27 protein-coding genes and 1 pseudogene are annotated in these 24,263 nt (G+C 41.0%); 14 read left to right on the forward strand and 14 right to left on the reverse strand.

Features of this window, described 5'->3' with window-relative positions; translation table 11 throughout:
- Position 1 precedes the first annotated feature (1 nt).
- The 7 genes from slmA (at position 2) to hemW (ending at position 5,766) form a co-directional block, all read left to right on the forward strand.
- Positions 2 to 598, forward strand: coding sequence for a nucleoid occlusion factor SlmA (slmA, locus tag ABXT41_RS06685; protein WP_415390727.1), 597 nt, complete (start codon positions 2 to 4; stop codon positions 596 to 598).
- A 179-nt stretch (positions 599 to 777) separates the two neighbouring features.
- Positions 778 to 1,968 carry a homoserine O-succinyltransferase MetX gene (gene metX, locus ABXT41_RS06690; RefSeq protein WP_415390728.1) on the forward strand — a complete coding sequence of 397 codons (1,191 nt, stop codon included), beginning with the start codon at positions 778 to 780 and terminating at the stop codon, positions 1,966 to 1,968.
- Complete coding sequence (gene metW / locus ABXT41_RS06695) at positions 1,965 to 2,582, forward strand: methionine biosynthesis protein MetW (protein ID WP_415390729.1); 618 nt, start codon at positions 1,965 to 1,967, stop codon at positions 2,580 to 2,582. The genes metX and metW overlap by 4 nt, the downstream gene beginning before the upstream one ends.
- The gene (locus ABXT41_RS06700) at positions 2,575 to 3,018 is read left to right on the forward strand and encodes a DUF4426 domain-containing protein (RefSeq protein WP_415390730.1); all 444 of its coding nucleotides are present in this window, start codon (positions 2,575 to 2,577) and stop codon (positions 3,016 to 3,018) included. The genes metW and ABXT41_RS06700 overlap by 8 nt, the downstream gene beginning before the upstream one ends.
- A gap of 41 nt (positions 3,019 to 3,059) precedes the next feature.
- On the forward strand, positions 3,060 to 3,647 hold the full coding sequence (rdgB, locus tag ABXT41_RS06705) for an RdgB/HAM1 family non-canonical purine NTP pyrophosphatase (protein WP_415390731.1): 588 nt from the start codon (positions 3,060 to 3,062) through the stop codon (positions 3,645 to 3,647).
- A gap of 68 nt (positions 3,648 to 3,715) precedes the next feature.
- Positions 3,716 to 4,570, forward strand: a complete 855-nt coding sequence (gene purU, locus ABXT41_RS06710) for a formyltetrahydrofolate deformylase (protein ID WP_415390732.1) — start codon at positions 3,716 to 3,718, stop codon at positions 4,568 to 4,570.
- A 38-nt stretch (positions 4,571 to 4,608) separates the two neighbouring features.
- Entirely contained in the window at positions 4,609 to 5,766 is a 1,158-nt protein-coding gene (gene hemW / locus ABXT41_RS06715; RefSeq protein WP_415390733.1) for a radical SAM family heme chaperone HemW, read from the forward strand.
- A 211-nt stretch (positions 5,767 to 5,977) separates the two neighbouring features.
- Here hemW and ABXT41_RS06720 read toward each other — a convergent pair.
- Positions 5,978 to 6,283 (reverse strand): annotated as a pseudogene (locus ABXT41_RS06720) (hypothetical protein); the annotation flags it as partial.
- 64 nt (positions 6,284 to 6,347) lie between these two features.
- Complete coding sequence (locus ABXT41_RS06725; protein WP_415390734.1) at positions 6,348 to 6,473, reverse strand: hypothetical protein; 126 nt, start codon at positions 6,471 to 6,473, stop codon at positions 6,348 to 6,350.
- A 235-nt stretch (positions 6,474 to 6,708) separates the two neighbouring features.
- Between ABXT41_RS06725 and trxA the strand changes: the two genes are divergently transcribed.
- Both trxA and rho read left to right on the forward strand, forming a co-directional pair.
- Entirely contained in the window at positions 6,709 to 7,032 is a 324-nt protein-coding gene (gene trxA, locus ABXT41_RS06730) for a thioredoxin TrxA (RefSeq protein ID WP_415390735.1), read from the forward strand.
- A gap of 204 nt (positions 7,033 to 7,236) precedes the next feature.
- Entirely contained in the window at positions 7,237 to 8,496 is a 1,260-nt protein-coding gene (gene rho / locus ABXT41_RS06735) for a transcription termination factor Rho (RefSeq protein ID WP_415390736.1), read from the forward strand.
- A gap of 32 nt (positions 8,497 to 8,528) precedes the next feature.
- Here rho and pdxH read toward each other — a convergent pair whose 3' ends face one another.
- The 5 genes from pdxH to ABXT41_RS06760 all read right to left on the reverse strand — a co-directional run bounded on the left by pdxH (position 8,529) and on the right by ABXT41_RS06760 (position 12,938).
- A complete protein-coding gene (pdxH, locus tag ABXT41_RS06740) occupies positions 8,529 to 9,164 on the reverse strand; it encodes a pyridoxamine 5'-phosphate oxidase (protein WP_415390737.1) in 636 nt (211 codons plus the stop codon).
- A 57-nt stretch (positions 9,165 to 9,221) separates the two neighbouring features.
- Positions 9,222 to 10,391, reverse strand: a complete 1,170-nt coding sequence (locus ABXT41_RS06745) for a phosphoglycerate dehydrogenase (RefSeq protein ID WP_415390738.1) — start codon at positions 10,389 to 10,391, stop codon at positions 9,222 to 9,224.
- 33 nt (positions 10,392 to 10,424) lie between these two features.
- The gene (locus ABXT41_RS06750) at positions 10,425 to 11,540 is read right to left on the reverse strand and encodes a phosphoserine transaminase (protein WP_415390739.1); all 1,116 of its coding nucleotides are present in this window, start codon (positions 11,538 to 11,540) and stop codon (positions 10,425 to 10,427) included.
- 95 nt (positions 11,541 to 11,635) lie between these two features.
- Positions 11,636 to 12,277 carry a thiol:disulfide interchange protein DsbA/DsbL gene (locus tag ABXT41_RS06755; protein WP_415390740.1) on the reverse strand — a complete coding sequence of 214 codons (642 nt, stop codon included), beginning with the start codon at positions 12,275 to 12,277 and terminating at the stop codon, positions 11,636 to 11,638.
- A 22-nt stretch (positions 12,278 to 12,299) separates the two neighbouring features.
- Positions 12,300 to 12,938 (reverse strand): c-type cytochrome, encoded by a 639-nt coding sequence (locus ABXT41_RS06760; protein ID WP_415390741.1) that lies wholly within the window; start codon positions 12,936 to 12,938, stop codon positions 12,300 to 12,302.
- A 125-nt stretch (positions 12,939 to 13,063) separates the two neighbouring features.
- Here ABXT41_RS06760 and yihA point away from each other — a divergent pair, with 125 nt between their 5' ends.
- Entirely contained in the window at positions 13,064 to 13,669 is a 606-nt protein-coding gene (gene yihA, locus ABXT41_RS06765; RefSeq protein ID WP_415390742.1) for a ribosome biogenesis GTP-binding protein YihA/YsxC, read from the forward strand.
- 170 nt (positions 13,670 to 13,839) lie between these two features.
- Here yihA and polA read toward each other — a convergent pair whose 3' ends face one another.
- The gene (polA, locus tag ABXT41_RS06770; protein ID WP_415390743.1) at positions 13,840 to 16,566 is read right to left on the reverse strand and encodes a DNA polymerase I; all 2,727 of its coding nucleotides are present in this window, start codon (positions 16,564 to 16,566) and stop codon (positions 13,840 to 13,842) included.
- Positions 16,567 to 16,597: 31 nt separating this feature from the next.
- On the reverse strand, positions 16,598 to 17,449 hold the full coding sequence (locus tag ABXT41_RS06775) for a metal ABC transporter solute-binding protein, Zn/Mn family (protein ID WP_415390744.1): 852 nt from the start codon (positions 17,447 to 17,449) through the stop codon (positions 16,598 to 16,600).
- 197 nt (positions 17,450 to 17,646) lie between these two features.
- Between ABXT41_RS06775 and ABXT41_RS06780 the strand changes: the two genes are divergently transcribed.
- From ABXT41_RS06780 to znuB, 3 genes are read left to right on the forward strand one after another with little or no spacing between them, the layout of a single operon-like run.
- Entirely contained in the window at positions 17,647 to 18,147 is a 501-nt protein-coding gene (locus ABXT41_RS06780; protein WP_415390745.1) for a Fur family transcriptional regulator, read from the forward strand.
- The gene (znuC, locus tag ABXT41_RS06785) at positions 18,144 to 18,917 is read left to right on the forward strand and encodes a zinc ABC transporter ATP-binding protein ZnuC (protein WP_415390746.1); all 774 of its coding nucleotides are present in this window, start codon (positions 18,144 to 18,146) and stop codon (positions 18,915 to 18,917) included. The genes ABXT41_RS06780 and znuC overlap by 4 nt, the downstream gene beginning before the upstream one ends.
- Positions 18,910 to 19,692: a zinc ABC transporter permease subunit ZnuB gene (znuB, locus tag ABXT41_RS06790; protein ID WP_415390747.1), complete on the forward strand. Its 783-nt coding sequence runs from the start codon at positions 18,910 to 18,912 to the stop codon at positions 19,690 to 19,692. The genes znuC and znuB overlap by 8 nt, the downstream gene beginning before the upstream one ends.
- Positions 19,693 to 19,703: 11 nt before the next feature.
- Here znuB and ABXT41_RS06795 read toward each other — a convergent pair whose 3' ends face one another.
- From ABXT41_RS06795 to ABXT41_RS06815, 5 genes are all read right to left on the reverse strand, one after another.
- Positions 19,704 to 20,384 carry an SCO family protein gene (locus ABXT41_RS06795; protein ID WP_415390748.1) on the reverse strand — a complete coding sequence of 227 codons (681 nt, stop codon included), beginning with the start codon at positions 20,382 to 20,384 and terminating at the stop codon, positions 19,704 to 19,706.
- A 47-nt stretch (positions 20,385 to 20,431) separates the two neighbouring features.
- Positions 20,432 to 21,319, reverse strand: a complete 888-nt coding sequence (gene cyoE / locus ABXT41_RS06800; protein ID WP_415390749.1) for a heme o synthase — start codon at positions 21,317 to 21,319, stop codon at positions 20,432 to 20,434.
- 21 nt (positions 21,320 to 21,340) lie between these two features.
- Positions 21,341 to 22,288, reverse strand: a complete 948-nt coding sequence (locus tag ABXT41_RS06805; RefSeq protein ID WP_415390750.1) for a COX15/CtaA family protein — start codon at positions 22,286 to 22,288, stop codon at positions 21,341 to 21,343.
- Between the two features lie 112 nt (positions 22,289 to 22,400).
- The gene (locus ABXT41_RS06810; protein WP_415390751.1) at positions 22,401 to 22,985 is read right to left on the reverse strand and encodes a hypothetical protein; all 585 of its coding nucleotides are present in this window, start codon (positions 22,983 to 22,985) and stop codon (positions 22,401 to 22,403) included.
- 69 nt (positions 22,986 to 23,054) lie between these two features.
- Positions 23,055 to 23,840: an SURF1 family protein gene (locus ABXT41_RS06815; protein ID WP_415390752.1), complete on the reverse strand. Its 786-nt coding sequence runs from the start codon at positions 23,838 to 23,840 to the stop codon at positions 23,055 to 23,057.
- 129 nt (positions 23,841 to 23,969) lie between these two features.
- Between ABXT41_RS06815 and ABXT41_RS06820 the strand changes: the two genes are divergently transcribed.
- Positions 23,970 to 24,227 (forward strand): DUF2909 domain-containing protein, encoded by a 258-nt coding sequence (locus ABXT41_RS06820; RefSeq protein WP_415390753.1) that lies wholly within the window; start codon positions 23,970 to 23,972, stop codon positions 24,225 to 24,227.
- The last annotated feature ends 36 nt before the right edge of the window (positions 24,228 to 24,263 follow it).

Consider the following 24,263-nt stretch of genomic DNA (forward strand, 5'->3'; position numbering starts at 1 on the left):
TATGGCCGCTGAAAAAAATTCAAGAAAACAACAAATTCTGCAATCCTTGGCTCTAATGCTGGAGGAAACACCAGGCGGAAAAATAACTACTGCCAAATTAGCATCAAAGGTTGGTGTCTCAGAAGCGGCTCTTTATCGTCATTTTGCTAGTAAAACTAAAATGTACGAGAGCTTAATTGACTTTATTGAGGACACTTTGTTTAGTCGAATACGCATAATTCTGACAGAAGAGTCCGATGCCGCGGATCGTTGTTACAGAATTCTTACACTAATGCTGACCTTTTCTGAACGTAATCCAGGAATCACCAGGCTGTTAACTGGCGATGTCTTGACTGGCGAAACAGATAAGCTTCATGTGCGCATAAAACAACTCTTTGATCGACTAGAGATTCAATTAAAACAAATTTTGCGAGAAGCAGAGATTGCTGAAAATGTTCGCACAACCTGCACTATAGGAGCATCAGTCAATATGATTTTAGCTCTAGCAGAAGGGCGCATGAGTCAGTTTGTGCGCAGTGGATTCAGTCGTTTGCCTACCGAGAACTGGCAAGAACAATGGTCAATCGCTATGGTTGGTTTTTTCCGAGATCCGACATAGCTACAAGCTTAATGCAAAGAAGATTTTAGAGTTCTGATGTACCATGCCAAGATATTTGATTAAAGTTTGAAGATTCGCAGCCAAAATAAAGCAAAGCCATCAGAAGCAGAAGCCCTGCGCTAAATATTAGCTCTTAAGCTCCGCATTAAACCAGTTTTTATGGAGAAACTTAAACACCAATGCCAGATATTATTCCAGAAAATTCTATAGGGATTATAGTCCCAGAAACAATAAATTTTGATGAGCCTTTAGAGTTAGCATGCGGGCGGGCGCTAGTCAGTTATCAGCTTGTCATAGAAACCTATGGGGAGCTTAATAGCGACAAGAGTAACGCTATTTTGATATGCCATGCCCTTAGTGGGTACCACCATGCTGCTGGCTATCATTCTGAAGATGACCAAAAACCAGGCTGGTGGAATAACCATATTGGCCCAGGAAAACCAATTGATACAAATCAATTCTTTGTGGTATGTCCAAACAATCTAGGAGGATGCCATGGCAGTACAGGTCCAAGCTCGATCAATCCAGAAACAAATGAAGCCTGGGGTGTCAATTTTCCTCCGCTAAGGGCTCGGGATTGGGTCAATAGTCAAGCAAGGCTTGCAGATAAACTAGGCATTAATCAATGGGCTGCTGTTATCGGCGGAAGCTTGGGAGGCATGCAAGCTATGCGTTGGGCTCTTGAGTTTCCAGATCGTGTCAGACATGTAGTAGTCATTGCCGCAGCAATGAAACTCAGTGCGCAAAATATTGCCTTCAATGAAATGGCTAGAAATGCTATCAAGTCAGACCCTGATTTTAAAAATGGAAGTTTTATCAAAGAAAACACCCAACCACGAAACGGGCTAGCATTAGCAAGAATGATTGGTCACATCACCTATCTTTCTGATGAAGAAATGGGAAATAAATTTGGCCGCACACTCAGTGCCGGCTCCTTTCAACAGGGACAATATACGCCTGTTGAATTTCAAGTAGAAAGTTACTTGCGCCACAAAGGTGATACTTTTTCTGAGAATTTTGACGCTAATACTTATATTTTGATGACAAAAGTCTTAGACTATTTTGATTTGGCTCGCGAGTATGACAATGATCCCGTCAAAGCGTTTAGTCACGCTAAATGCGATTTTTTAATAGTGTCTTTTTTGTCCGATTGGCGGTTTTCCTCAGAGCGTTCAGAGGAAATTGTTAGTGCGCTAATAGACGCAAAAAAGAACGTTTCATATGCTGCCATTACCTCCGATCTTGGACATGATGCGTTTTTGCTGCGAAATGAACGTTATGAAAAAATTCTTGCAGCCTATATGAGTCGCCTGCTCAAGGATCCAGAAAAACCCAAACACAGCGTCAATACGCCAGAGGCAGTGCTATGAGCCTACGCACCGATCTTGAATTTATTCAAACCTGGATTGCGCCGAACAGCAGGATTTTAGATCTAGCCTGCGGTGACGGAACATTGCTTCAAAGTCTAAAAGCATCCAGTCAAATTGAAGGCTATGGGCTAGAGATTGATCCAGAAAAAATTACTGAAGCAATATCAAACAATGTAAATGTAATCGAAGCTGATCTCGATTCAGGGTTATCACAATTTTCAGATAACAGTTTTGACACTGTGGTAATGACCGAAGCCCTTCAGGCTATGCGGAATCCAGATCTTGTCCTAGATGAAATGCTGAGGATCGGAGAAAATTGTATTGTAACTTTTCCAAATTTTGGAAATTGGCAAACAAGGATTTTTCTGGCGACTCAGGGGCAAATGCCTGTAACCAAAAAGCTAAGCTACCAGTGGTATAACACCCCAAATATTCACTTCTGCACTGTCTCAGACTTTGAAGCTCTCTGCGCTGATAAAGGTATCCATATAGATAACAAGAAGTTTACTGCTGACCGTTTTCCTGGTGCCTGGTTAAAAACTTTGTGGCCTAATTTATTTTCTGACACTGCTATTTATATGCTAAGCAAACATATCGGACCTAACAATGACTAATTTTAAACATTTATTGATTTTTTTTCTAATAGCGTTATCGACGTTTAGTGCCTCTGCGGAAGAAAAGCCCTATAAAGATATTGGGGAATATAGGGTTTTTTATAGCTCCTTCAACAGCAGCTTTATTCTTCCGGAAATCGCTAGTATTTACAGTATTGCGCGAGGCAAGGACAAAGGATTGGTAACCATTGCCATCACAAAATCTGACCAAATAGGAGGCAAGAAAGCCTTTGTTTCTGGAACTGCTACCAATATGCTCCAGCAGCAGCAAAAATTAAGCTTTATTGAAATTAAGGAAGGTGAGGCCACCTACTATTTGGCTCCATTTGAGTACTACAACGAAGATTTTTTGACATTTAAAATTGAAATTATGACGGAGCCTAATAAACCAAGCCTCTTAGTGTCATTTCAAAATAAATTTTACTATGAAAAATAGTGCCTGCTCCTTACATTTTTACAACCAAAGAATCCTGCAGCATGAAAGTAATACTCGCAACTAGCAACGAAGGTAAACTAAAGGAATTTAAAAGATTATTTTTAAATTTGGATTTTGACGTAGAGCCACAATCAAAATTTAATGTTCCTGATGCTGTCGAAGATGGTCTAAGTTTTATTGAAAATGCGTTAATCAAGGCTCGTCATGCATCGAAACTTACCGGTTTGCCTGCAATAGCAGACGATTCTGGTCTTGAAGTAGACTGCTTAAACGGGGCTCCTGGAATTTACTCCTCTCGTTTTTCTGGAAAAAATTCAACAGATGAGAAAAATATTTCGAAATTGTTATCGGCCTTGGTAAGTACACCCTTGTCTGAGCGTATTGCTCGATTCCAGTGCGTTATAGTTTACATGCGACACCCCGAAGACCCCACCCCAGTTATTGCCCAAGGGGCTTGGAAAGGGCTGGTTGCTCTAAACCCACAAGGAGATCATGGTTTTGGTTATGACCCTGTATTTTATCTTCCAGAGCTTAAATGTACCTCAGCCGAATTGGGGCAAGAAGAAAAAAATAAGATAAGCCATCGAGGCATAGCAATGACAAAATTGATACAACAATTATCCCCATAATTTAAAAAATCAACTGAATACATACTATTGTATAACGTACATAATTAAGCGTACTGAAAGGAGAAGCTGTGAAGAAAACTGCAACATTACTGGTTAGCTGTCCGGACAAAAAAGGTATCGTGTCCTCAATTTCTAGTTTTCTTTTAACTCATAATGCCAATATCTTACATGCCAACCAGCATCTAGATACAGAAAACAATCTGTTTCTGATGAGGCTGGAATGGGATGTGACCGATTTCCAGTTATGTGAAAAAGAATTTCAACAGCATTTTCAATCAATTGCCAGCCAATATGGCATGACATGGAAGTTACGATCAAGCCAAATTAAAACCAAGTTGGCCATTATGGTCTCTAAATACGACCATTGTTTGGCTGATCTATTGTATAAACATAAAAATGGAGAATTAAATTGTGAAATTTCTGTAGTGATTAGCAACCATAAAGACACTGAAGCATTGGTAGGTTTTTATGAGATCCCTTTTCATCATATTGAGCTCAATCAATCTAATAAACAAGAAGCTGAGCAGGAACAATTTACACTATTTAAAAAATTCGATGTTGATCTAATAATTTTAGCTAGGTATATGCAAATTCTATCGCCAAAATTTATAGAAAAATATCCACAACAAATTATTAATATTCATCATTCGTTTTTACCTGCATTTGTTGGAGCAAAGCCCTATCATCGAGCCTATGAACGCGGAGTCAAACTAATTGGAGCTACCAGCCATTATGTTACGCAAGAGCTCGATGGAGGCCCAATTATTGAGCAAGATATTGCTCGTGTTTCTCATCGCGACCAAGTGGATGACCTAGTTCGAAGGGGGAAAGATTTAGAGCGAATTGTTCTTTCTAGAGCCGTGAGATGGCATATTGAAAATAGAGTATTATTATATAAGAACAAAACAGTCATTTTTAATTAATTTAAGGTAATAGGGTCCAGAACATTGGACTAAAATCCATGCAGTTTGCCGAACTATCTCTTCCACCTCTTTCGCTTTATGTCCATATTCCATGGTGCATACGAAAATGTCCATACTGCGATTTTAACTCACATACTACCGACAAAAAAATCCCTGAAGAAGAATATCTGATAGCGCTAATCAAAGACCTTGACACAACATTAGACCACGTCCAAGGAAGGCAGCTTAGCTCAATTTTTTTTGGTGGAGGAACTCCCAGTTTATTTTCAGCCGACACTATTGGAAAAATTATTCAAGCAGCCAAGCTTCGTATTGGTTTTCATGCGGAGATAGAAATTACCTTAGAGGCCAATCCAGGGACATTTGAGCAAGAGAAATTTTCTGCCTATAGGAACCAAGGAGTTAATCGTTTGTCCATTGGAATACAAAGTTTTAATGATAACCAGCTAAAATCCCTTGGGCGCATTCATTCCTCTGAGCAAGCTATCGAGGCTGTTAAAAATGCAAGAATTGCTGGTTTTGACAACATAAATCTCGATCTAATGCATGGATTGTCAGGCCAGAATACAGCTGAGGCGCTTAATGATTTAATTTGTGCCATTAAGTTGGATCCCACTCATATTTCTTGGTACCAACTTACCATTGAGCCCAACACTGTGTTCTTCAACAAGCCTCCTATATTACCAACAGATATCATTCTTGAGTCTATCCAAAATAAAGGGGGGCAACTTTTATTAGATGCTGGTTACGAGCAATATGAAGTATCTGCCTATTGCAAGAACAATAGAAAATCTGTACATAATATGAACTACTGGGAGTTCGGTGACTACCTCGCAATTGGCGCTGGCGCACATGGAAAAATTTCTTTACCAAAAGAGAATAGGGTTATACGAATACAGAAAACTAGGTCGCCAGAAGATTATTTACGCAGAGAAGGGTCCTATGTATCTGCCTCCAAAGATATTGATATAAAAGAAATGTCTTTAGAGTTTATGATGAATGCACTGCGCCTTAGTCAAGGCGTTGATATCCGCACTTATGAAGACCGAACAGGGCTATCTGTCAATCAAATAGAACCTGTTTTAAGAAAACTAAAAGAACAAAAACTAATAAAAAATTCACGCGAAAAAATTTGTCCCACCAAAAAAGGTCATATGTTTTTAAATTCTACACTTGAGGCATTCTTTGAAAAATAAAACTTTAGTGCCCGACTAGGTTTCCACAAGGGTAAGCATAAAATCTGCATTTATTAAATATTGTTGTTCGATCTGCAGTACTGTTGCCATTAAAGAATTTTCAGCCAACCAGCCTTGAGAAAAACGCAAGGCTGTTCCTTATTTTTCTGCTAATGGCATAAAGGGCAGATCGCCTTCGGCTGGAAGTATGTGTTTAAATAACACAGCTAACTTAATTAATACCATTAGAGTCTTTTAGTCGAAGTGAGTGCATACTACTAAAATTCTTAAACTCCCCCATAGGGAATTTTTGTCTGTGGCCACGAACTAACAATCCTAAGAACTTCTGTTCAGATCTATTAAAGCCTTGCAAGTCAGAATGCTCGACCAAGTACTGGTCATGTTTATTATATTGAGTATGCACAACACTTAACCCTGTCTCATGCAAACGTGTGGCCCCGCCCAAAAAATCCCTATCAGATGAATTAAGGCCCCAGTCACCAAAACAGAAATCAAATAACAATATGACTATTTCTTTGACTTGTTCAGCATTTTATTGGCCAACTTCACTTCTCAGCATCATGGCTGATATTGAGCACCCTCTAATGTGCTAAACGGTCCAGCAAATCATAGCTAACCTCTCTTAAGGCTCCAGCAGAAGTGCTCATATGCTTTATATCAAGAGAGTCAGATATTCCATAAAGAATAGTGAAACCAGGCGCAATCAAGAAACGACATCCTTGCTGCGGCTAAAGTTAACTCCTACTTATTTTTTATCTAAAATCAACTCATGTTGCATAATTATTTTTTGCAATCTTGTTGTTTGTGCCAAACAACCATAAAAACAGGCAATTGATGTTTGTTTGCTACCCAAGGCGAGTGTTATCATTAATGTGTTATTACCTTTGTATGTATGTATCTTTTGAAATTTAATCTACACACACTATATGGAGATTGCTAAATATGGACGATATCGTTCACGTTACTGATACCAGCTTTGAAGATGACGTTTTAAACGCTGAGTTGCCTGTATTGTTAGACTTTTGGGCTGCCTGGTGCGGACCATGTAAAATGATTGCACCAATGCTAGACGAATTAGCTACTGAGTATGCTGGCCGAATCAAAATCTGCAAAATGGATGTAGATGATAATTCTATTACGCCAAGCAAATTTAATGTTCGCGGTATCCCAACATTACTAATGTTTAAAGATGGAAATGTAGAAGCAACAAAAGTAGGCGCACTATCGAGGGCTCAGTTAGTTGAATTCATCGAAGGCAACTTATAATTAATTGTGCGAACAACAAATTTTATCCTACGTTAATGTATTGCGATTTAATATTATCAAGCCTATACTTCTGACTTGCTGCAGTGCAAGAACCCCAAGATTGAGACAATCGCTATATTTCAACTAACCTTACTTTCGTCGGCAGAGCAGTTGCTTCTGACCAATATACTATTCAAATTTCAATAACCTTGTATCCCTTTATTTATGAATCTAACAGAACTTAAAACCAAACCCATTGATGAGCTCATAAGAATTGCTTCAGAAAATGGACTTGATAACCTAGCTCGCTCAAGAAAGCAGGATGTGATTTTTAGTATCCTCAAGCGCCATGCAAAAAGCGGCGAAGACATTTATGGCGAAGGTGTCCTAGAAATCCTACCTGATGGATTCGGCTTCTTAAGGTCATCAGATGCTTCATACCTAGCAGGGCCGGACGATATTTACGTGTCGCCAAGCCAGATTCGTCGATTTAATCTAAGGACCGGTGACTCCATTGCTGGAAAGATCAGGCCTCCCAAAGAAGGCGAACGATATTTCGCCATGCTTAAACTAGATGAAATTAATTTTGATAAGCCTGAAGATGCACGGAATAAGATTTTATTTGAAAATCTCACCCCCTTATTTCCGGATGAGCGTTTGGTCCTAGAATCAGGCAATGGGTCTACAGAAGATCTTACTGGTCGTATTATTGATCTGGTCTCACCGATTGGCAAGGGTCAACGAGGGCTTATTGTAGCGCCGCCTAAAGTAGGCAAAACCATAATGATGCAGCACACAGCACAGGCTATTATTCGTAATAATCCGGAATGCCATATCATTGTGTTGCTTATCGATGAAAGACCGGAAGAAGTTACAGAAATGCAGCGGACTGTTCGAGGAGAAGTGGTTGCTTCAACCTTTGATGAGCCACCTTCTCGACATGTCCAAGTAGCTGAGATGGTAATAGAAAAAGCAAAAAGATTAGTAGAGCATAAGAAAGATGTTGTAATTCTGCTTGATTCTATTACTCGTCTTGCTAGAGCGTATAATACCGTCCAGCCCTCTTCTGGAAAAGTTCTAACAGGTGGTGTTGATGCTCATGCCCTAGAGCGTCCAAAGCGATTTTTTGGCGCAGCAAGAAATATCGAACAAGGCGGGAGTTTGACAATCATAGCTACTGCGTTAGTCGAAACTGGGTCAAAGATGGATGAGGTGATCTACGAAGAGTTCAAGGGAACAGGCAACCTTGAGCTTCACCTTGACCGAAAAGTATCTGAAAAACGAGTCTATCCTGCAATAAATATTCGCAGGTCTGGCACACGTCGTGAGGACCTGCTAATGGTTGAAGACGATCTACAAAAAGTTTGGATTCTTCGCAAATTATTGCATAGCATGGAAGATTCAGATGCTATTGAATTTCTGATCGACAAGCTAAAAGGCTCAGAAACCAACGATAAGTTTTTCCTTTCCATGAAACGAAAATAGGAATTTTTGGATCATTATTTTAGTTTGAAATTTTAGGGAGAGAGCCGAGAAATTATCCATCCCTTCTCGCCCAGTAAGTACTGGAACCGGTCGTGAAGGCGCAATTCACCTCCTTGCCAGAATTCAATTTCAGCAGGAACCACTCTATAGCCGCCCCAAAAATCAGGGCAGGGTACCTCCATGTTGGTATACTTTTTTTCTATGCAGCTATATTCGTCCTCGAGAGCTGCCCGAGAAAATAGTTTACTACTTTGCTTTGAGGCCCATGCTCCTAGCTGGCTAGCTCTAGGGCGCTTTCTGAAATAAATAAGTGACTCATTTTCAGATATTTTCTCTACCTTTCCGCCCACAATGACTTGACGGTCAAGAGAAAACCAAGGAAATAGAAGACTGACATTTGGGTTGCCCTCCATCTCAAGAGCCTTGCGGCTCCCAAAGTTTGTATAAAATATAAAACCTTGTTTATTGACACCTTTCAGCAGAACCGTGCGCTGCCATGATTTCCCAACAGGATCGACCGTTGCCAGTGACATTGCAGTAGGATCAGGTAGCTGTGAATTTAGCGCCTGATCCATCCAATAAGAAAATTGATCTATAGGACACCCTTTCAAAGATTCCTTGGTCAAAGAATCGTATTGATATTCTCGACGAGTACCTTCAATCGACATTTAGACTCTCCAGGGCGTACAGCTATCTTCACCCAACATGAACGACGGGTAGGTTATTCAGACCAAGCGTACGCTAAAAATCCCCTCTACATTAGAGATTTTTTTCAGCAACTCTTGTGTTGGCTCTGACTCAACATCTATAATATTATAAGCCACATCATTCCTACTTTTATTCACCATATCAATCACATTGAGGCTGCAGTCAGCCAGCAAAGAAAGCACGCTACCTAAAATTTTAGGTACATTTTTATTACAAAATGTAATTCTATATCCGCTATTTTTAGGCATTTTTGTTGCCGGGAAGTTAACTGAATTGCGAACATTTCCTTGTTCCAGATAATCCATCAGTTGATCTGCAGCCATGATGGCGCAATTTTCTTCAGCCTCTTCTGTACTAGCGCCAATATGAGGCATCAATATGACATCTTTGCGCCCTAGCAGCTCAGGTGTAGGAAAGTCTGTAACATATTTGCTCAAATTTTTATGGTCTAAGGCATGTCGCACGGCACTGGAGTCAACTACCTCTTCACGGGCAAAATTAAGCAAAACTGCTGACGCCTTCATAAAAGTTAACGTCTCAGCATTAATTAAATGCTTCGTCACATCTAGTGCTGGCACATGCAACGTAATGAAATCTGCTTTAGCCAGCAAACTCTGCAAATTATCCATTTTTTCTACTTTGTGGGATAAACGCCAAGCCGCTTCAACAGACATTGCAGGATCAAAGCCAACAACATTCATGCCTAACTCTAGAGCCATATTGGCCACCATGGAGCCAATGGCACCAAGTCCAACTACACCTAGAGTTTTGCCCATAACCTCAGAACCTGCAAATTGACTTTTTTGCTTCTCAAGCAATTTCGACATCTCGCCGGCATCCTTGATGTCCGTCAGGCCTTGTACGTAATTCATTCCTCCAAAAATATCTCTTGATGAGATAAATAATGCAGAAGCAATCAGTTCTTTTACCGCGTTGGCGTTAGCGCCAGGAGTATTAAACACAACGATCCCTTTCTCGGTAAATTTTTCAATTGGGATGTTATTTACGCCGGCGCCGGCCCGAGCTACAGCTTTAACGCTCATAGGTATCTCTTCATCATGAAGTTTCTGGCTTCTAAGCATAAAAGCGTCTGGATCAACAGCATCACTAGAAACATCATAATTTTCAGAATTAAAACGATCTAATCCTTTGGATGAAAGTTTGTTATAAGTGCGAACTCTATACATATCTTTTGCTCTATGTCGGTGATGATTAAGGGGTTATGCTGCAACCTGATAATACGCCCATTTAAGCCAAGGCATAAGTGTCTCAAGATCTGAAGACTCTATAGTAGCTCCACCCCAAATACGCAATCCAGCCGGTGCGTCACGGTAAGCGCCTATATCGTAAGCAACTCCTTCCTGCTCTAGTAATTTTACCACCTGTTTTACTTTGTCAGCCTCTAAATCAAGGGTCAAGCAAATACTAGTATTTGATAAAGTTTCAGGCTCTTCGGCTAAAAAATTAATCCAGTCATTATGTGCAACAAATTGCTTAATAACACTAAGATTTTTTTCTGACCTAGCAATAGATGCTCGAACACCCCCTATAGATTTAATCCAACTAAGGGCATCGAGGTAATCTGCCACACACAACATTGAAGGGGTGTTGATGGTTTCTCCTCTGAAAATACCATCAATTAGCTTGCCGCCCTTAGTAAGTCTAAAAATTTTAGGCATAGGCCAAGGAGGGGTGTAGCTCTCCAGCCTTTGGACAGCACGAGGACTCAGTATAAGCATGCCGTGAGCTCCCTCACCACCTAAAACTTTTTGCCAGCTGTAGGTAACAACATCAAGTTTTTCCCATGGGAGGCTCATAGCAAAAACAGCTGATGTTGCATCACAAATAGTTAGCCCAGTTCTATCGGATGCAATCCAGTCGGCCTGTGGAACCTTTACTCCAGAGGTGGTGCCATTCCAAGTGAAAACTATATCATGATCAGCATTAGCCTGAGAAAGATCAGGAAGTCGCCCATAATCAGCGCCAAAATTATTAACATTTTCAAGTTTTAATTGTTTAATTATATCTGTAACCCAGCCTTGACCAAACGACTCCCATGAGAAAACATCGACGTCTTTGGCGCCAAGTAAAGACCACATTGCCATTTCAAAGGCGCCAGTATCTGAAGCTGGGACAACGCCAACGAGATAACCTTCAGGAAGCCCTAAAATCTCTGCTGTCTCAAGACAGGCTCGACTCAGAGCAGACTTGCCCACTACGGCTCGGTGAGAGCGGCCGAGCGACGAAAGATCTAAATTATTTACATCATAGCCAGGTCTTTTACTGCAAGGGCCAGAAGAAAAGTTAGGATTGGCTGGTTTTTTTGTCGGTTTCATATTTTATTGCCTAAGAATACGAGAAGTTTAAATATTTTTACAATGATAACACTAGGGGCATTCAGCTATCATCTCAAACTAGGCTGCTGGCATGCTTAATTATTTAATTCAGACCGCTCTTTATCAATTAAAAAAGTAGCGACTTTTAACATTTCTCTGGGGCTTCCTGCAGTGCGGCCCGAAATACGATATTTTCCGTTAACCACAATTTCTGGGGTGCCTCTTAGGCGATATTGTGCTTGCTTCTTCTCTGCGAAATCTACAGCCATTTCTATAGTTCCTGAATTAAATATCTTGGAAAACTTCTCCGCAGTGACACCGTGGGCTAAAAAGAGGCTGGCTATTTCAGATTCATTTTGTAATTTTTCTTTTTCTAAATTCATGGCATCAAAAATAACATCATGCATCACATCAAAAATTTTCAAGGCCTGCGCTGTATAATAGGCTTTAGCATGCAGGCGCATCTCGGTCTGCCAAACCGCAGGAATGCCAACAAAATAAATATCTTCTAATTGAGCTTTTTGCCATGACTCTAGTATTGGTTTAAAACTATAACAGTGCCCGCACCCGTACCAAAATAAGTCTACCACTTCTATTTTTGAAGAGTCCCGAGTTAACACCGGCTCCGGTAAAATTTCATATTGAACACCAGCCTGATAAGGGTCTTCAGATGCTTGGCATAACAATGCAGCCGGGAATATCAAAGCAAGCAAGAAATTAGCTAGCACGCGAGCCATCAATTTGTACCTCTATGGTCAATCATTTTAATCCAGCAATAAAATTGGCAACTGCATCAATTTCAACATCACTCATATGCTCGGCTACACCACGCATAATTTTTGAGTCTCCATCATTAATTCTAGCATCTTTATTCTGAGGATCGTGGGCGCCAGTACGCCAAGCTCTTAATTGCTTAGCCGTATACTGGGCATGCTGTCCGCCCAGCAATGGGTATCCGGCAGGACTATTACCCTGTCCAGCAGGAGAGTGGCATCCTGTACAAGCAGCAACACCAGTTTCAATATTGCCTCCTCGGTATATAGCCTCGCCTTTATCAAGATTATCTTCTTTAGCTCCAGATATCTGAATATTTTGCGAAGCATAGTAAGCAGCTATATCAGCTAAGTCCTGATCTGAAAAGGAGTCTAATATTCCAGTCATCGAGGCTATGTTGCGTCGGCCTGACTTAACATCTTTTAATTGTTTAGTAAGGTACTTTTCACCTTGCCCGGCCAATTTTGGAAAAGAAGCCACTGCGCTGTTACCATCAGAGCCATGGCAACCAGAACACATGGCTGTTTTTGGTTTACCCAAATCTGCATCACCAGCCGCAAAGCTCAAGGAGCAAGCTATCATGCAACCAAAAACCACAGAAAAATTTAAAATCATTTTTTTCATTAGTTAATCCGCTCTCTGTATTCCGCTACAATGTATAATTAATGTTGTCTTCGTAAAAACTAAGGCATTATATACCAACTCTTCTTGGATCTTAATAGTGAAATCAAGATACCTGCAGGTCGCCTATGACTAACAACCTTTTATTCAATAAAGCTGAGTTTTTGCTTAGTGCGCCCTCTATCAAGCAGGCTCCAGACGATACAGGAAAAGAGGTCGCTTTTGCAGGACGATCAAACGCTGGGAAATCAAGCGCCATTAACACTCTAACAAACAACAAAAAATTAGCTCGCACCAGCAAAACTCCGGGTCGAACACAGCTACTCAATTTCTTTTCCTTAAGCGAAGACTGTCGTTTAGTGGATCTACCAGGCTATGGATTTGCTAAAGTTCCCAAAGCAATAAAACAAGCATGGGACCGTAATCTTGCTGTCTATCTCCAAGAAAGACAATCCCTTAAAGGCTTGGTGATGTTAATGGATATTCGCCACCCACTTCAGCCATACGACTGGCAGATGGTTCGATGGGCTTCAGCATCCAGCATGCCAATACATCTATTATTAACAAAATCAGACAAATTAAAAACAGGGCCCGCCAAAAGTACCCTACTAAAAGTAAAGCAAGAGCTCGCGAAAGAGAGCTTGGTAGATAATCTCTCTTTGCAGACTTTTTCGTCTCTCAAAAAAGAGGGTCTTAGTGAACTCAACGAGCGACTAGGGGTATGGCTAGCATAATTTTATGGCATAAAAAAACCCAATCATCGGCAGTGACTGGGTTACGCTGTGAGAAGAAGTCTTTCTTGGGGGAAAGCAGAAGTATCTATTGCGTACTTAATTAGATACCTTTAAGCGTTAAAGTTCCGCAAAAAATAAATTATTTTAAAAATATCATCATTTAAGTTTTATTAATGCGCCTCATCCCAGTTGTCTCCTTTGCCCAAATCAACCAATAGCGGAACACTTAGGTCTGCAACAGCTGACATACGATTTCTCAGCCCATCAGTTATCATATCAACTTCGGACTCCGGAACTTCTAAAACAAGCTCATCATGCACCTGCATAATCATTTTAGATCTTAATCCAGCAGCAGCCAACCAAAAATCTACATCTATCATCGCCAGTTTTATAATATCTGCAGCCGTACCTTGCATAGGGGCGTTTATTGCTGTCCGTTCTGCTGCCTGTCTTCTCATTCCATTACTCGAGTTAATTTCTGGCAAATACAGCCGACGGCCAAACAAGGTTTCCACGAAACCTTTTTCAGCAGCAGCTCTACGAGTGTTGTCCATATACTCCTTGACACTCGGGTAGCGAGAAAAATACTTATCTATATATTCTTGGGCCTGATGTCGACCAATATGCAGTTGTCGCCCCAAACCAAAAGCTGACATGCCATATATTAAGCCAAAATTTATAGCTTTTGCGCTTCGTCGTTGGTCTGTGGTCACTTTGTCCAAAGCTACGCCAAATACTTCAGCAGCTGTTGCTTGGTGGACATCTAGTCCTTGCAAAAATGCATCAGTTAAACCTTTATCTCCAGACAAATGAGCCATTATTCGAAGCTCTATTTGAGAGTAATCTGCAGCTAATATTTGAGAGCCTGCGGGTGCAATGAATGCCTGACGAATTCTTCTTCCTTCTGCTGTCCGTATGGGGATATTTTGCAAATTGGGGTCTGATGATGACAGCCTACCCGTCGCAGTGACAGCCTGATGATAAGAGGTATGAATACGTCCAGTAACAGGGCTGATCATTTTTGGTAGCTTGTCCGCATAAGTGGACTTTAGTTTAGATAAGGTTCGATGTTCTAATAATATTTTTGGCAATGGATAATCTAGCGCTAGTTCCGTCAGCACCTCTTCCTTTGTAGATGGGGCGCCCTTCGCAGTCTTCTTTAAAATCGGAATATTAAGTTTTTCAAACAGAACTTCGCCCAACTGCTTTGGGGATGCCAAATTAAATTTTTCTCCCGCTAGTTGATATGCCTCTTCCTCTATTTCTTCAAGCCTAATCCCCAGTTCTTGGCTCTGATCATTGAGCAACTTGGCATCCACCAATGCTCCATTTCTTTCCATACGAGAAAGTACTGGTATCAAAGGGACTTCGATTGCGTTAAACACATGCAATAGGCCTTCTTGCTTTTTCAACACGGGGAAAATAGCTTGATGTAGGCGCAAGGTAACATCTGCATCCTCTGCGGCATAAGGTGCCGCAGTTTCGATCGGCACCTGATTAAAGGTCAATTGACCTGCACCTTTGCCCACAATGTCTTCGAAGTGAATCGTCGTTTCTTCCAAATATTTTAAAGCCAGACTATCCATGTCATGGCGGCTTCCTATCGAGTTGATCGTATAAGACTCAAGCATGGTGTCGAACTTAATTCCCGACAAAGTAATCCCATAATTACCAAGAACATTCATGTCATATTTGAGATTTTGGCCTACCTTGAAGGCGGAGGGATTCTCTAAAAGAGGCTTAATTTTTTGTAAAACTTGCTCTCGGTTCAGCTGCTCCGGAGCACCCAAGTAATCATGGGCCAAAGGAATATAAGCAGCCTCATAAGGCGCCACAGAAAACGATAGGCCAACAATTTTGGCCTGCATATAATCTAAACTTGTTGTTTCCGTATCAAAAGAAAAATATTCTGCTAGCTTTATTTTTTCTAACCAGCTATCCAGCTGGTCTTCCGAATAAATAATCTGGTAATTTTTTTCTTTAGGCTCAATAAGGGCTGTCGGGGTACCAAGCTGTTCCTTATTAATTGCTAATTCGTTAGCCCATGTTTTGAGCTCTAGTTTCTTGAACCAAAAAAGAAGTTTATCGTTGTCTGGCTCAACATTGACCAAGTCATCCAGTGTTTGCTCTAACTGGACATTTATTTTTATAGTTGCCAGCTTATATGAGAGATCTGCTAATTCTTTATGCTCTAGCATCTTGTCTGGTATATTTTTTGCGCCGCGAAATTCTAGGTCCGCTATTTTTTTAACATCCTTATAAATATCAGCAAACCCGCCAATACCTTGTAATATCGCTAATGCTGTTTTTTCACCCACACCAGGGACCCCTGGTATGTTGTCTGACTTATCGCCCACAAGCGCTAGGTAATCAATAATTAATTCTGGAGGGATTCCAAACTTATCAACTACGCCCTGTCTATCCATGTGCGTGTTGGTCATAGTGTTGATCAGGCTGACGTATGGTCCGACTAGCTGGGCCATATCTTTGTCGCCGGTAGAAATCACCACATTGCGTTGTTGAGAAGCTGCCTCTACCGCCAGTGTACCTATAACATCATCTGCTTCAACACCATCAATAATTAGCATAGGCAGACCCATAGCTTCTATGATTTTATGAATGGGTTCAATTTGAAGGCGTAGATCGTCTGGCATAGACGGCCTGTGCGACTTATATTCTACATAGAGATCATCTCTGAAAGTTTTTCCTTTGGCATCAAAAATCACGACGATTGGACTATCCGGAAAATCTTTCATCATCCGACGCATCATTGCAATCACACCCTTGACTGCACCAGTAGGATGCCCCGAAGATGTTACTAACGGCGGTAACGCATGAAATGCTCGATAAAGATAAGAAGATCCGTCCACCAGAATTAGTGGTGCTTTATTTTTCATGCGCTGCTCGACTGTGTCTAAAAATTTTATTCTACTCTAAACATGTTAGAACTGTTGCAGAAAAATCGTTGAAAAATTCTATATAGCTACCTTGCCCTAAAGAAACGTTACGACCCATTGCGTCTAATCCTCTAGAGTTTAATTCGAATTTTTCAGCCAACTGATCTGCAATTTTATTATTTCTCTGAGGGTAGGTAAAAATACAAGCAGCATTAACACTTAATGTCTCGAGTCTGGCTCTGTGTCGCGCAGTAATCGAGACGCCCTCCATTAAATCGATTATTCCTAGCTGGCGAAGCCCGTAATGCTCTATAAAATGCCCATATCCGTCATGTTCAACTATAAAACCTCTTTCTTTAACTTGTCTAAATTTTTCTTTTAGCTCTCCATCCATAGTCTTAAGCAATACAGAGAATATCTCGACATTTTTTTTGAAAACAGCCTTATATTCAGGATATCGATGGCTCAAAATGCGCTTAAGCTCGTTTACTACCTGTAGGCTATTTTCTGGATTTAACCATAAATGAGGATCCAAATTATATAGGTTGCTATCTTGTCCATCTATCACTAAAGAATGATGGTTTTTATAGTTATGTGTATCTTCTTGGTGCCCTAAAATGTTCGTTTCAGGCCACTGGATGTTTTTGAATGTCGTTAGCTGAATGACGTTGGCTGATGGATAGTTTTCAATTGCCTTAGACAGATGGCTTTCAAGTCCTGGGCCGACCCAAACAAAGAAATCTGCACTTCTAATTGCTCTGATATCTGAAAACTTAAGCTTATAGTCGTGGGGGGAGACATTGCCTGAGAGCAGCACTTCTACAGGAATCTCATCGCCTACAACTGCTTTTATTAGCATGGCGACAGGTTTGATTGAAGTCATTATGGTGGGGCCTGCTGAAGCCGCCAAAGGAATATATATCAGGGTAAATAGAATAGTGCTAAAAAATTTAATCATCTTATTTTTTTACCAAAAAATTAATTTGTTATAATATACTATTATTTTTTATAAACTGAAACTAATCTTATAAAAATGATATAAGATAACATCTTCTTTATATAATATTTAGGAATTCAAGCGTGCTAACATATTCTCGTCTTGCCTATCAACATCATGATCATCAGCGGTGTGTTGAAACTGCGTTAGAAAAGGCCAGAGTGTTATGCGAGGAGAGCCATATCAAGCTGACTCCTATTCGAGAAGCTGTACTTAAAACCATCTGGACCAGCCACCAACCATTGGGGGCTTATGATGTTGTAGACAACTTAGCTTTGAGTGTTCATACGGGTAAGCGCATCAAGGCTCCCACAGTATATCGCGCTATTGAATTTCTTCTTAATCTGGGACTTATTCATCGAATTGCTTCACTAAATGCTTATATTGGTCGCTCATTTCCTGAAAAAGATCATAATGATTTTTTTCTTATCTGTCGGATATGCCGTGCCACTGCGGAATGCAGCACTGAACAGATAGGTGATATTGTTTTACATGCAGCGGAGCGGGTTGGCTTTCAGGTAGAGCTATCAATAATTGAAGTAACTGGGCTTTGTCCAAGGTGTCAGCAGGAGAAAAAATCATGATTCCTCCCCTCATCAAGCTGAATAGCATTAGCAAATATTTTAACGGCAACAAGGTTTTATCTTCAGTAGATCTAACTATCAACCAAGGACAAATTATTACTTTAATTGGCCCAAACGGGGCCGGCAAAACAACTCTGGTCAAGATTGTACTAGGTCTCATACATGCTGACGAGGGCGTAATTTCTCGTTCGCCTGACCTGCGCATAGGATATATGCCGCAAAAGCTCCATATTGATCCCACCATGCCAATCACTCTTGAGAGATTCTTAAATCTAACCGAAAAAAACAAGAAACTATGCGCTGATGTTTTAGATGAAGTGGGGGTCATTCAGCTCTTAAGCTGCCCCTTGTCATCCTTATCGGGCGGGGAGATGCAAAGAGCCCTCTTGGCACGGGCCATTCTTCACAAGCCAAATTTTTTAGTGCTCGATGAGCCTGTCCAGGGTGTTGATGTAGTGGGGCAAGAGGCTCTATACAAGCTCATTAGCGAACTACATGGCAGGCTGAATTGCGCGGTACTTATGGTTTCTCATGATCTCCATCTGGTGATGTCCTCAACCAATGAAGTGATCTGCTTAAATCAACATGTCTGTTGCCATGGCCACCCTGATCAGGTTAGCAGAAATCCAGCATTTATTGAGATTTTTGGAACCAAAACGACCGCATACACAACATACACTCATCACCATGATCACCAGCATAGCCTACACGGGGAAGTAAAAAAATCCAAGGTGTCAGAAAAATATGTGCCTGGGCGCAGCCATGATTGATGTTCTTCTTTATGCGTTTCTAGCCGGAATAGGGGTTGCTATTATTACTGGGCCGCTTGGAGCATTTATTGTCTGGCGACGCATGGCTTATTTTGGTGATACATTGGCCCATTCTTCATTACTAGGGGTCGCACTTGGTCTGCTGCTTGCGGTCAATCCTACTATATCTGTAATTGTCACCTGCCTAATATTTGCATTAGTACTGGTCGTCTTGCAGCAACAAAAAAATCTTGCTTCTGACACCTTGCTAGGAATTCTTTCTCATACCTCTTTAGCTGTTGGGTTAATCGCAATAGCACTAATGCCAGATATCAGAGTTGATCTTTTAAGCCTACTGTTTGGAGACTTATTAACAGTTAATGCAAGTGACGTGATTACCATATATGTGGTCAGCGCTATTGCAATGTTTTTACTGGTCAAGCTGTGGAATCCGTTATTGGCTATCACTATTGATGAAGAGCTAGCGCAAGTTGAAGGAATACGCTTCAAGACAGTACGAATAGCCTTGATGCTTATCATTGCTTTAGAGATTGCAGTCGCCATGAAGGTAGTAGGAGTGCTGTTAATTACTGCCTTGCTCATTATACCTGCAGCTACAGCAAGAATTTTTTCTAAGACACCCGAACAAATGGCTTTTTTGGCCAGCCTAGTGGGTTGCTTAGCAGTGATTTTAGGCTTAGCCAGCTCATGGTACATAGACACGCCTGCAGGGCCATCTATAGTCCTTAGCGCAGGCCTTCTATTTTTAATCTCTCTCTTTAAGAAAAACAAATAGGCCTTTCGCTACTAGTCCAGCGTTGCCATTATCGACTTCAAGGAAACTTGCATTTTATCTACATTAAATGGTGGTCTGAAAAATCCATGGTAATCGCCGTAGGGATTGATGATCACAAAATTACCGCTATGGTCGATCGTATAGTCGTCTTCCTTCAAAGAAACTCTAGAGTAAGGAATGTTTAGCTGCACGCCCAGACTCATCAATACGTGCTTGTTCCCTGTTACTCCTATAAATTCTTTATTGAAATAGGGCACATATTGAAAAAGTTTTTCTGTAGTATCTCTTTCTGGATCTAAAGAAATCATAACGACTTGCAATTTGCCTTTATCTTCAAATGACAAGGATTCATAAAGTTTTGCTGCAGTAGCCATTGTGGTGGGGCAAATGTCCGGACAATGAGTGAAGCCAAAAAAAAGCAAGCTCCACTTGCCCTTCAACTGAGCTGAGGTAAATAACTCTCCATGATGGTCCGTTAATTCAAACTCACTAAATTTCCGCGGAGTATCAAGCAACACTGCCCCATAACTCATTAACTCTTGCGGGCTTAAAATACGCGGCTGATTGATTTTATTAAGGAATCCAAGCATCACTAATGCAATAAATACGGATATCCCCAACAAAGTAAATCGAATACCGCGGCTATTTTTTTGCCCAACCATAACAATTGCATCCTTATCTTTATAGCTCAACACTAAGACTTAAAAATACAAGCCTCTTCTCGAAATCAAAGTAAATTTTAAATAAAATAATGATCTATCAGCATAATAATAAATAGCGCCATTAGATAAACTATAGAGTATCTGAACGTATCCATACCTGCGTCAGGTTTTTTACCAATCATCATTGTGATCGCCCAATACAAAAATCCAGCACCCAAAGCTAGCGCCCCTAAAAGATAAAGCCAGCCACTCATCCCTGTTGCGAAAGGGAGCAAGGTAACAAGGAGCATGATAACGGTGTACAGCAAGATACTTTGTTTTGTATATTTTTCGCCATGGGTTACCGGCAACATAGGAATCTCTGCCTTAGCATATTCGTCTTTACGATGCACAGCAAGGGCCCAAAAATGCGGTGGAGTCCAAGCAAAAATAATCAACACCAAGAGCAAGGCATGGCCATGCACTTCTCCTGTTACGGCGGTCCAACCTAGTAGCGGCGGCACCGCTCCGGCTAAGCCGCCTATGACAATATTTTGAGGAGTGGCGCGCTTAAGATAAGAGGTGTAAACCACTGCATAACCAAACAACGAGGCTAGTGTAAGCCATGCTGTGAGCGCATTAATAAAAATTAATAAAATAGCCATGCCTGCCGAGCCCAAAATTGCAGAGAAAAACAGTGCTTGGCGGGGCTGCACTCTTCCTTTGGCAACAGGGCGGTTCAATGTTCTAGCCATTTTAAGATCAATTTTTCGATCTACTACATGATTGATAACGGCGGCGGACCCAGCACAAAGAGCAATACCAATATTACCCAAGATCAGCGCATTAAAAGGAACCATGCCGGGTACAGAAAGAAACATCCCTATGACTGATGTTAGGATCATTAGCGCAACAACCCTTGGTTTTGTCAGCTCCAGATAATCATCTAGGCTGGCTTTTTCTACCTCCGACATTGCTGTTTTCATTATCCCAAACCTCAATTAGTGTTATTTTTGCTTAGCGTGCGCCACTCTGCTTGCAAGACTTATCAGTATCAATAATATCAGCATACTTCCCAAATGATGCATTATTGTTGAAACAGCTGAGTCACGAACATACCCAGCGCCAATAACAAAAATTACCTGCCCAAACAAAACGGCGGCTAGAACATAGCCCATACGCTGCACGCGATAATCAAGTACTGCTAATAAGAAAGCCGACAAGCTCAATAAATAAACTGTTGTAATCAAAGCTCCCAGTCTGTGGACAACATTTACTGCCACACGAGCCTTGCTTTCTAAGGCCTCGATCCCAAGAGGTTGGACTAAATTAAAACCCTCTTGTAGGTTCATTTCTGGCCACCATGCATTTTGACAAGATGGAAAATCTGGGCATGCAAAGGCAGCAAACTTTACGCTTGTCCAGCCACCCAAGGCAATCTCTATTACAACTATTATAATGGCTAAAGTTATCCATGGTTTAATTTGATCTAATCTAGAGATAATTTCTTTTGACGCTAGCCAATACGTGCCATCAAGCCTTAAGGCTAGCAACCAAAGCAACGCGCAAATAACTATGCCGCCTAACAAGTGGATTAGTGCTGCCTGAGGCCAAAGAACCAAATCAACAGACCACATACCCAGCATAGATTGCCATACAGCTAAAAATAAAATAAACGTTGGCAGCCTAAAGGGGTAGCTGTCATCTTCGCGAAGACGCCATGAATTGACAGCCAACCAGATGACTAAGAGCGTCAACACAGCAGACAGCAACTGATGCGTTACCTCTGTCCAGCCGCCCGCACTAAAGTAGTGTTTGAATACCTCGAGTGTATTTTCGTGCATAACAGAAAAACCGCCATCACAATCCAACCATCCTGAGCAATCAAATCCGGTGTCTGTAAAACGACTATATACCCCGAGAGCCGCAACTATCAAAGCAAGGGCTGTAGACAAAAATGCTAATAAAAATCCCGGTTTGCGAGAGTTTTTGGCATAAAAAATTAACACTAGTTTTATACTCTCAGGCCATCAAAGGGTGTGTAGTTGGTAAGTTGCCAACCATAAGTTACTGGGCAGAATATTTCATTAGGTGTTCAATATCTTCTATGATTTCATTTCCTTTGTTGGCTAAGCTATAAGACATCATTACCAGCCCTTGCTGATCAACCAAGTATGCTCGAAGGAGCTCTGGATTTTTTGAACCAAAAGGAGTATTTGTATTCTTCAACAGCATCTCAAATTCTTCTCTACTGCCATATATAACTTTTAGAAAAGGGTGGTTCAGTTTTAAATATGCAGAAGTCTCATCGACGAGCTGTTGATCCAAGGCAAGGTACAATCGCTCGAATCGACGACTATATTTCCCTAGACTGATATGAATCTGTCGAGTTAAATAAATTAACTCTCTGCAGCGATCTACACATTCTCCATCGCCAGCAATAATCATTCTCCACTTAGGTTTTTGATCTGCTAAAGTCCACGCATCGTCTTCATCATTTTTAAAATTTAAGCCCGCTATTGGCGCTGGAGGCACCACAAAATCTCCATAATTAGTGGTCCCTAATTTTTCTAGCAATAGATTCCGCTGGTCTTCCGTCTTCGGGTATATCAAGAACCCTGCGATAATAACGCCTCCCAGCATTAGTATCATAAACCAAACCTGCCATTGATTTTTTGTATTCCTTTGCTTCACCATTTTTCCCCACTTGAACAATAATAATTATTTACGCCTAGAGCTGATAAAAAGCCCAAGGTTAGAATTAGCGAAAATTGCTAGGATTATTAGAGCCAGCGCCAAGGCTCCCCACTGGTAGGCGTAACCTGTATGTTTTCCTGGCTGAACATTTACCACAAACCACCCCGTCATCAACGCTCCTGTCTCTCCTGCATCCAATCTAAGGCTGTAGTCGTAAAATTCATTTCCTAGTTTGTTGGAGATAATTTCGGGATCCAGGCTTTGTATAACAATTCGACTTTCTCCTTTAACCCATGGGTCTTCGCCCAGCATAATCTGTTTTCCTGGAGAGCGGTACAAATAGCCAACTAGGCTGACATTCCCTGAAATACTTGGTATTTCAGGCAAAATTCTACGGTCTAAATCTGCAGGAATCCAGCCACGATTAACTAAAATGGAATAGCCTGCGGTTGTTTGAAAAGGGCTGATCACTTCATATCCTGGACGTCCGCCACGCACGCGATTATCCAACAACAAAGTGGAGCTGTGATTATACTGTCCATTCACCTCTACTCTCACATAACCCAAATGGTCTACTTCGGTGTTTTGATTAAAGTAGATCTTCTGTACAGAAGAAATTGGAACCGGCTGAGCCTCAGCACGATACTTGTACATATCTAGTAGCTGGCGCTTCTCATCAGCCCTATCAACCTGCCAGAATGCAAGGCTTATAGTGACTGGTAAAAAAAATGCTGTAAACAGCATGATTTTCCAATTCAACTCCCATTGAAAACGGAGCTTCATTTGATTTTTATCAGTTTGTAGCGTCATCACGTAGCCTTTTTGCTAACAACAAATTACTTTATAGTGGCTGCTAAGTTCTGGTGCTGCCGATTTTAGAATATAGGCGGAATAAGCTATAATCATATTCATTATTTTCACGTCCAAAAAGGAATGTCCGTGCTTCTAAAATTTATTATCGTCTTATTATTTATAGGTATTATCGTGAGCCTTAGTAGCGCATTAGTCTTCCTAATGAAAGATGTTGGAAACACCCGAAAGAGAACACTTTACGCTTTAGGGGTTCGTATTTTTCTCGCTGTAGCGTTAGTGGCAACAATTACCTGGGGAATCTATTCAGGACAGCTTGGCAGTAAGGCCCCGTGGGACAAACAACTACATCCGGAGCGTGTTCTCTCCCCAAAACCAAAACCCTAGACACATTAAATATACTTACTTTTCTTTAAACTAAAA

Source organism: Porticoccus sp. Uisw_050_02 (assembly GCF_047729555.1).
GTDB lineage: Bacteria > Pseudomonadota > Gammaproteobacteria > Pseudomonadales > Porticoccaceae > Porticoccus.

What these genes read in the sequence shown, in the direction of transcription:
- slmA (WP_415390727.1), top strand. Translation starts at nt 2, where the DNA reads ATGGCCGCTGAAAAAAATTCAAGAAAACAACAAATTCTGCAATCCTTG.
- metX (WP_415390728.1), top strand. Translation starts at nt 778, where the DNA reads ATGCCAGATATTATTCCAGAAAATTCTATAGGGATTATAGTCCCAGAA.
- metW (WP_415390729.1), top strand. Translation starts at nt 1,965, where the DNA reads ATGAGCCTACGCACCGATCTTGAATTTATTCAAACCTGGATTGCGCCG.
- ABXT41_RS06700 (WP_415390730.1), top strand. Translation starts at nt 2,575, where the DNA reads ATGACTAATTTTAAACATTTATTGATTTTTTTTCTAATAGCGTTATCG.
- rdgB (WP_415390731.1), top strand. Translation starts at nt 3,060, where the DNA reads ATGAAAGTAATACTCGCAACTAGCAACGAAGGTAAACTAAAGGAATTT.
- hemW (WP_415390733.1), top strand. Translation starts at nt 4,609, where the DNA reads ATGCAGTTTGCCGAACTATCTCTTCCACCTCTTTCGCTTTATGTCCAT.
- trxA (WP_415390735.1), top strand. Translation starts at nt 6,709, where the DNA reads ATGGACGATATCGTTCACGTTACTGATACCAGCTTTGAAGATGACGTT.
- rho (WP_415390736.1), top strand. Translation starts at nt 7,237, where the DNA reads ATGAATCTAACAGAACTTAAAACCAAACCCATTGATGAGCTCATAAGA.
- pdxH (WP_415390737.1), bottom strand. Translation starts at nt 9,164, where the DNA reads ATGTCGATTGAAGGTACTCGTCGAGAATATCAATACGATTCTTTGACC.
- ABXT41_RS06745 (WP_415390738.1), bottom strand. Translation starts at nt 10,391, where the DNA reads ATGTATAGAGTTCGCACTTATAACAAACTTTCATCCAAAGGATTAGAT.
- ABXT41_RS06750 (WP_415390739.1), bottom strand. Translation starts at nt 11,540, where the DNA reads ATGAAACCGACAAAAAAACCAGCCAATCCTAACTTTTCTTCTGGCCCT.
- ABXT41_RS06755 (WP_415390740.1), bottom strand. Translation starts at nt 12,277, where the DNA reads ATGGCTCGCGTGCTAGCTAATTTCTTGCTTGCTTTGATATTCCCGGCT.
- ABXT41_RS06760 (WP_415390741.1), bottom strand. Translation starts at nt 12,938, where the DNA reads ATGAAAAAAATGATTTTAAATTTTTCTGTGGTTTTTGGTTGCATGATA.
- yihA (WP_415390742.1), top strand. Translation starts at nt 13,064, where the DNA reads ATGACTAACAACCTTTTATTCAATAAAGCTGAGTTTTTGCTTAGTGCG.
- polA (WP_415390743.1), bottom strand. Translation starts at nt 16,566, where the DNA reads ATGAAAAATAAAGCACCACTAATTCTGGTGGACGGATCTTCTTATCTT.
- ABXT41_RS06775 (WP_415390744.1), bottom strand. Translation starts at nt 17,449, where the DNA reads ATGACTTCAATCAAACCTGTCGCCATGCTAATAAAAGCAGTTGTAGGC.
- znuC (WP_415390746.1), top strand. Translation starts at nt 18,144, where the DNA reads ATGATTCCTCCCCTCATCAAGCTGAATAGCATTAGCAAATATTTTAAC.
- znuB (WP_415390747.1), top strand. Translation starts at nt 18,910, where the DNA reads ATGATTGATGTTCTTCTTTATGCGTTTCTAGCCGGAATAGGGGTTGCT.
- cyoE (WP_415390749.1), bottom strand. Translation starts at nt 21,319, where the DNA reads ATGAAAACAGCAATGTCGGAGGTAGAAAAAGCCAGCCTAGATGATTAT.
- ABXT41_RS06810 (WP_415390751.1), bottom strand. Translation starts at nt 22,985, where the DNA reads ATGATACTAATGCTGGGAGGCGTTATTATCGCAGGGTTCTTGATATAC.
- ABXT41_RS06815 (WP_415390752.1), bottom strand. Translation starts at nt 23,840, where the DNA reads ATGACGCTACAAACTGATAAAAATCAAATGAAGCTCCGTTTTCAATGG.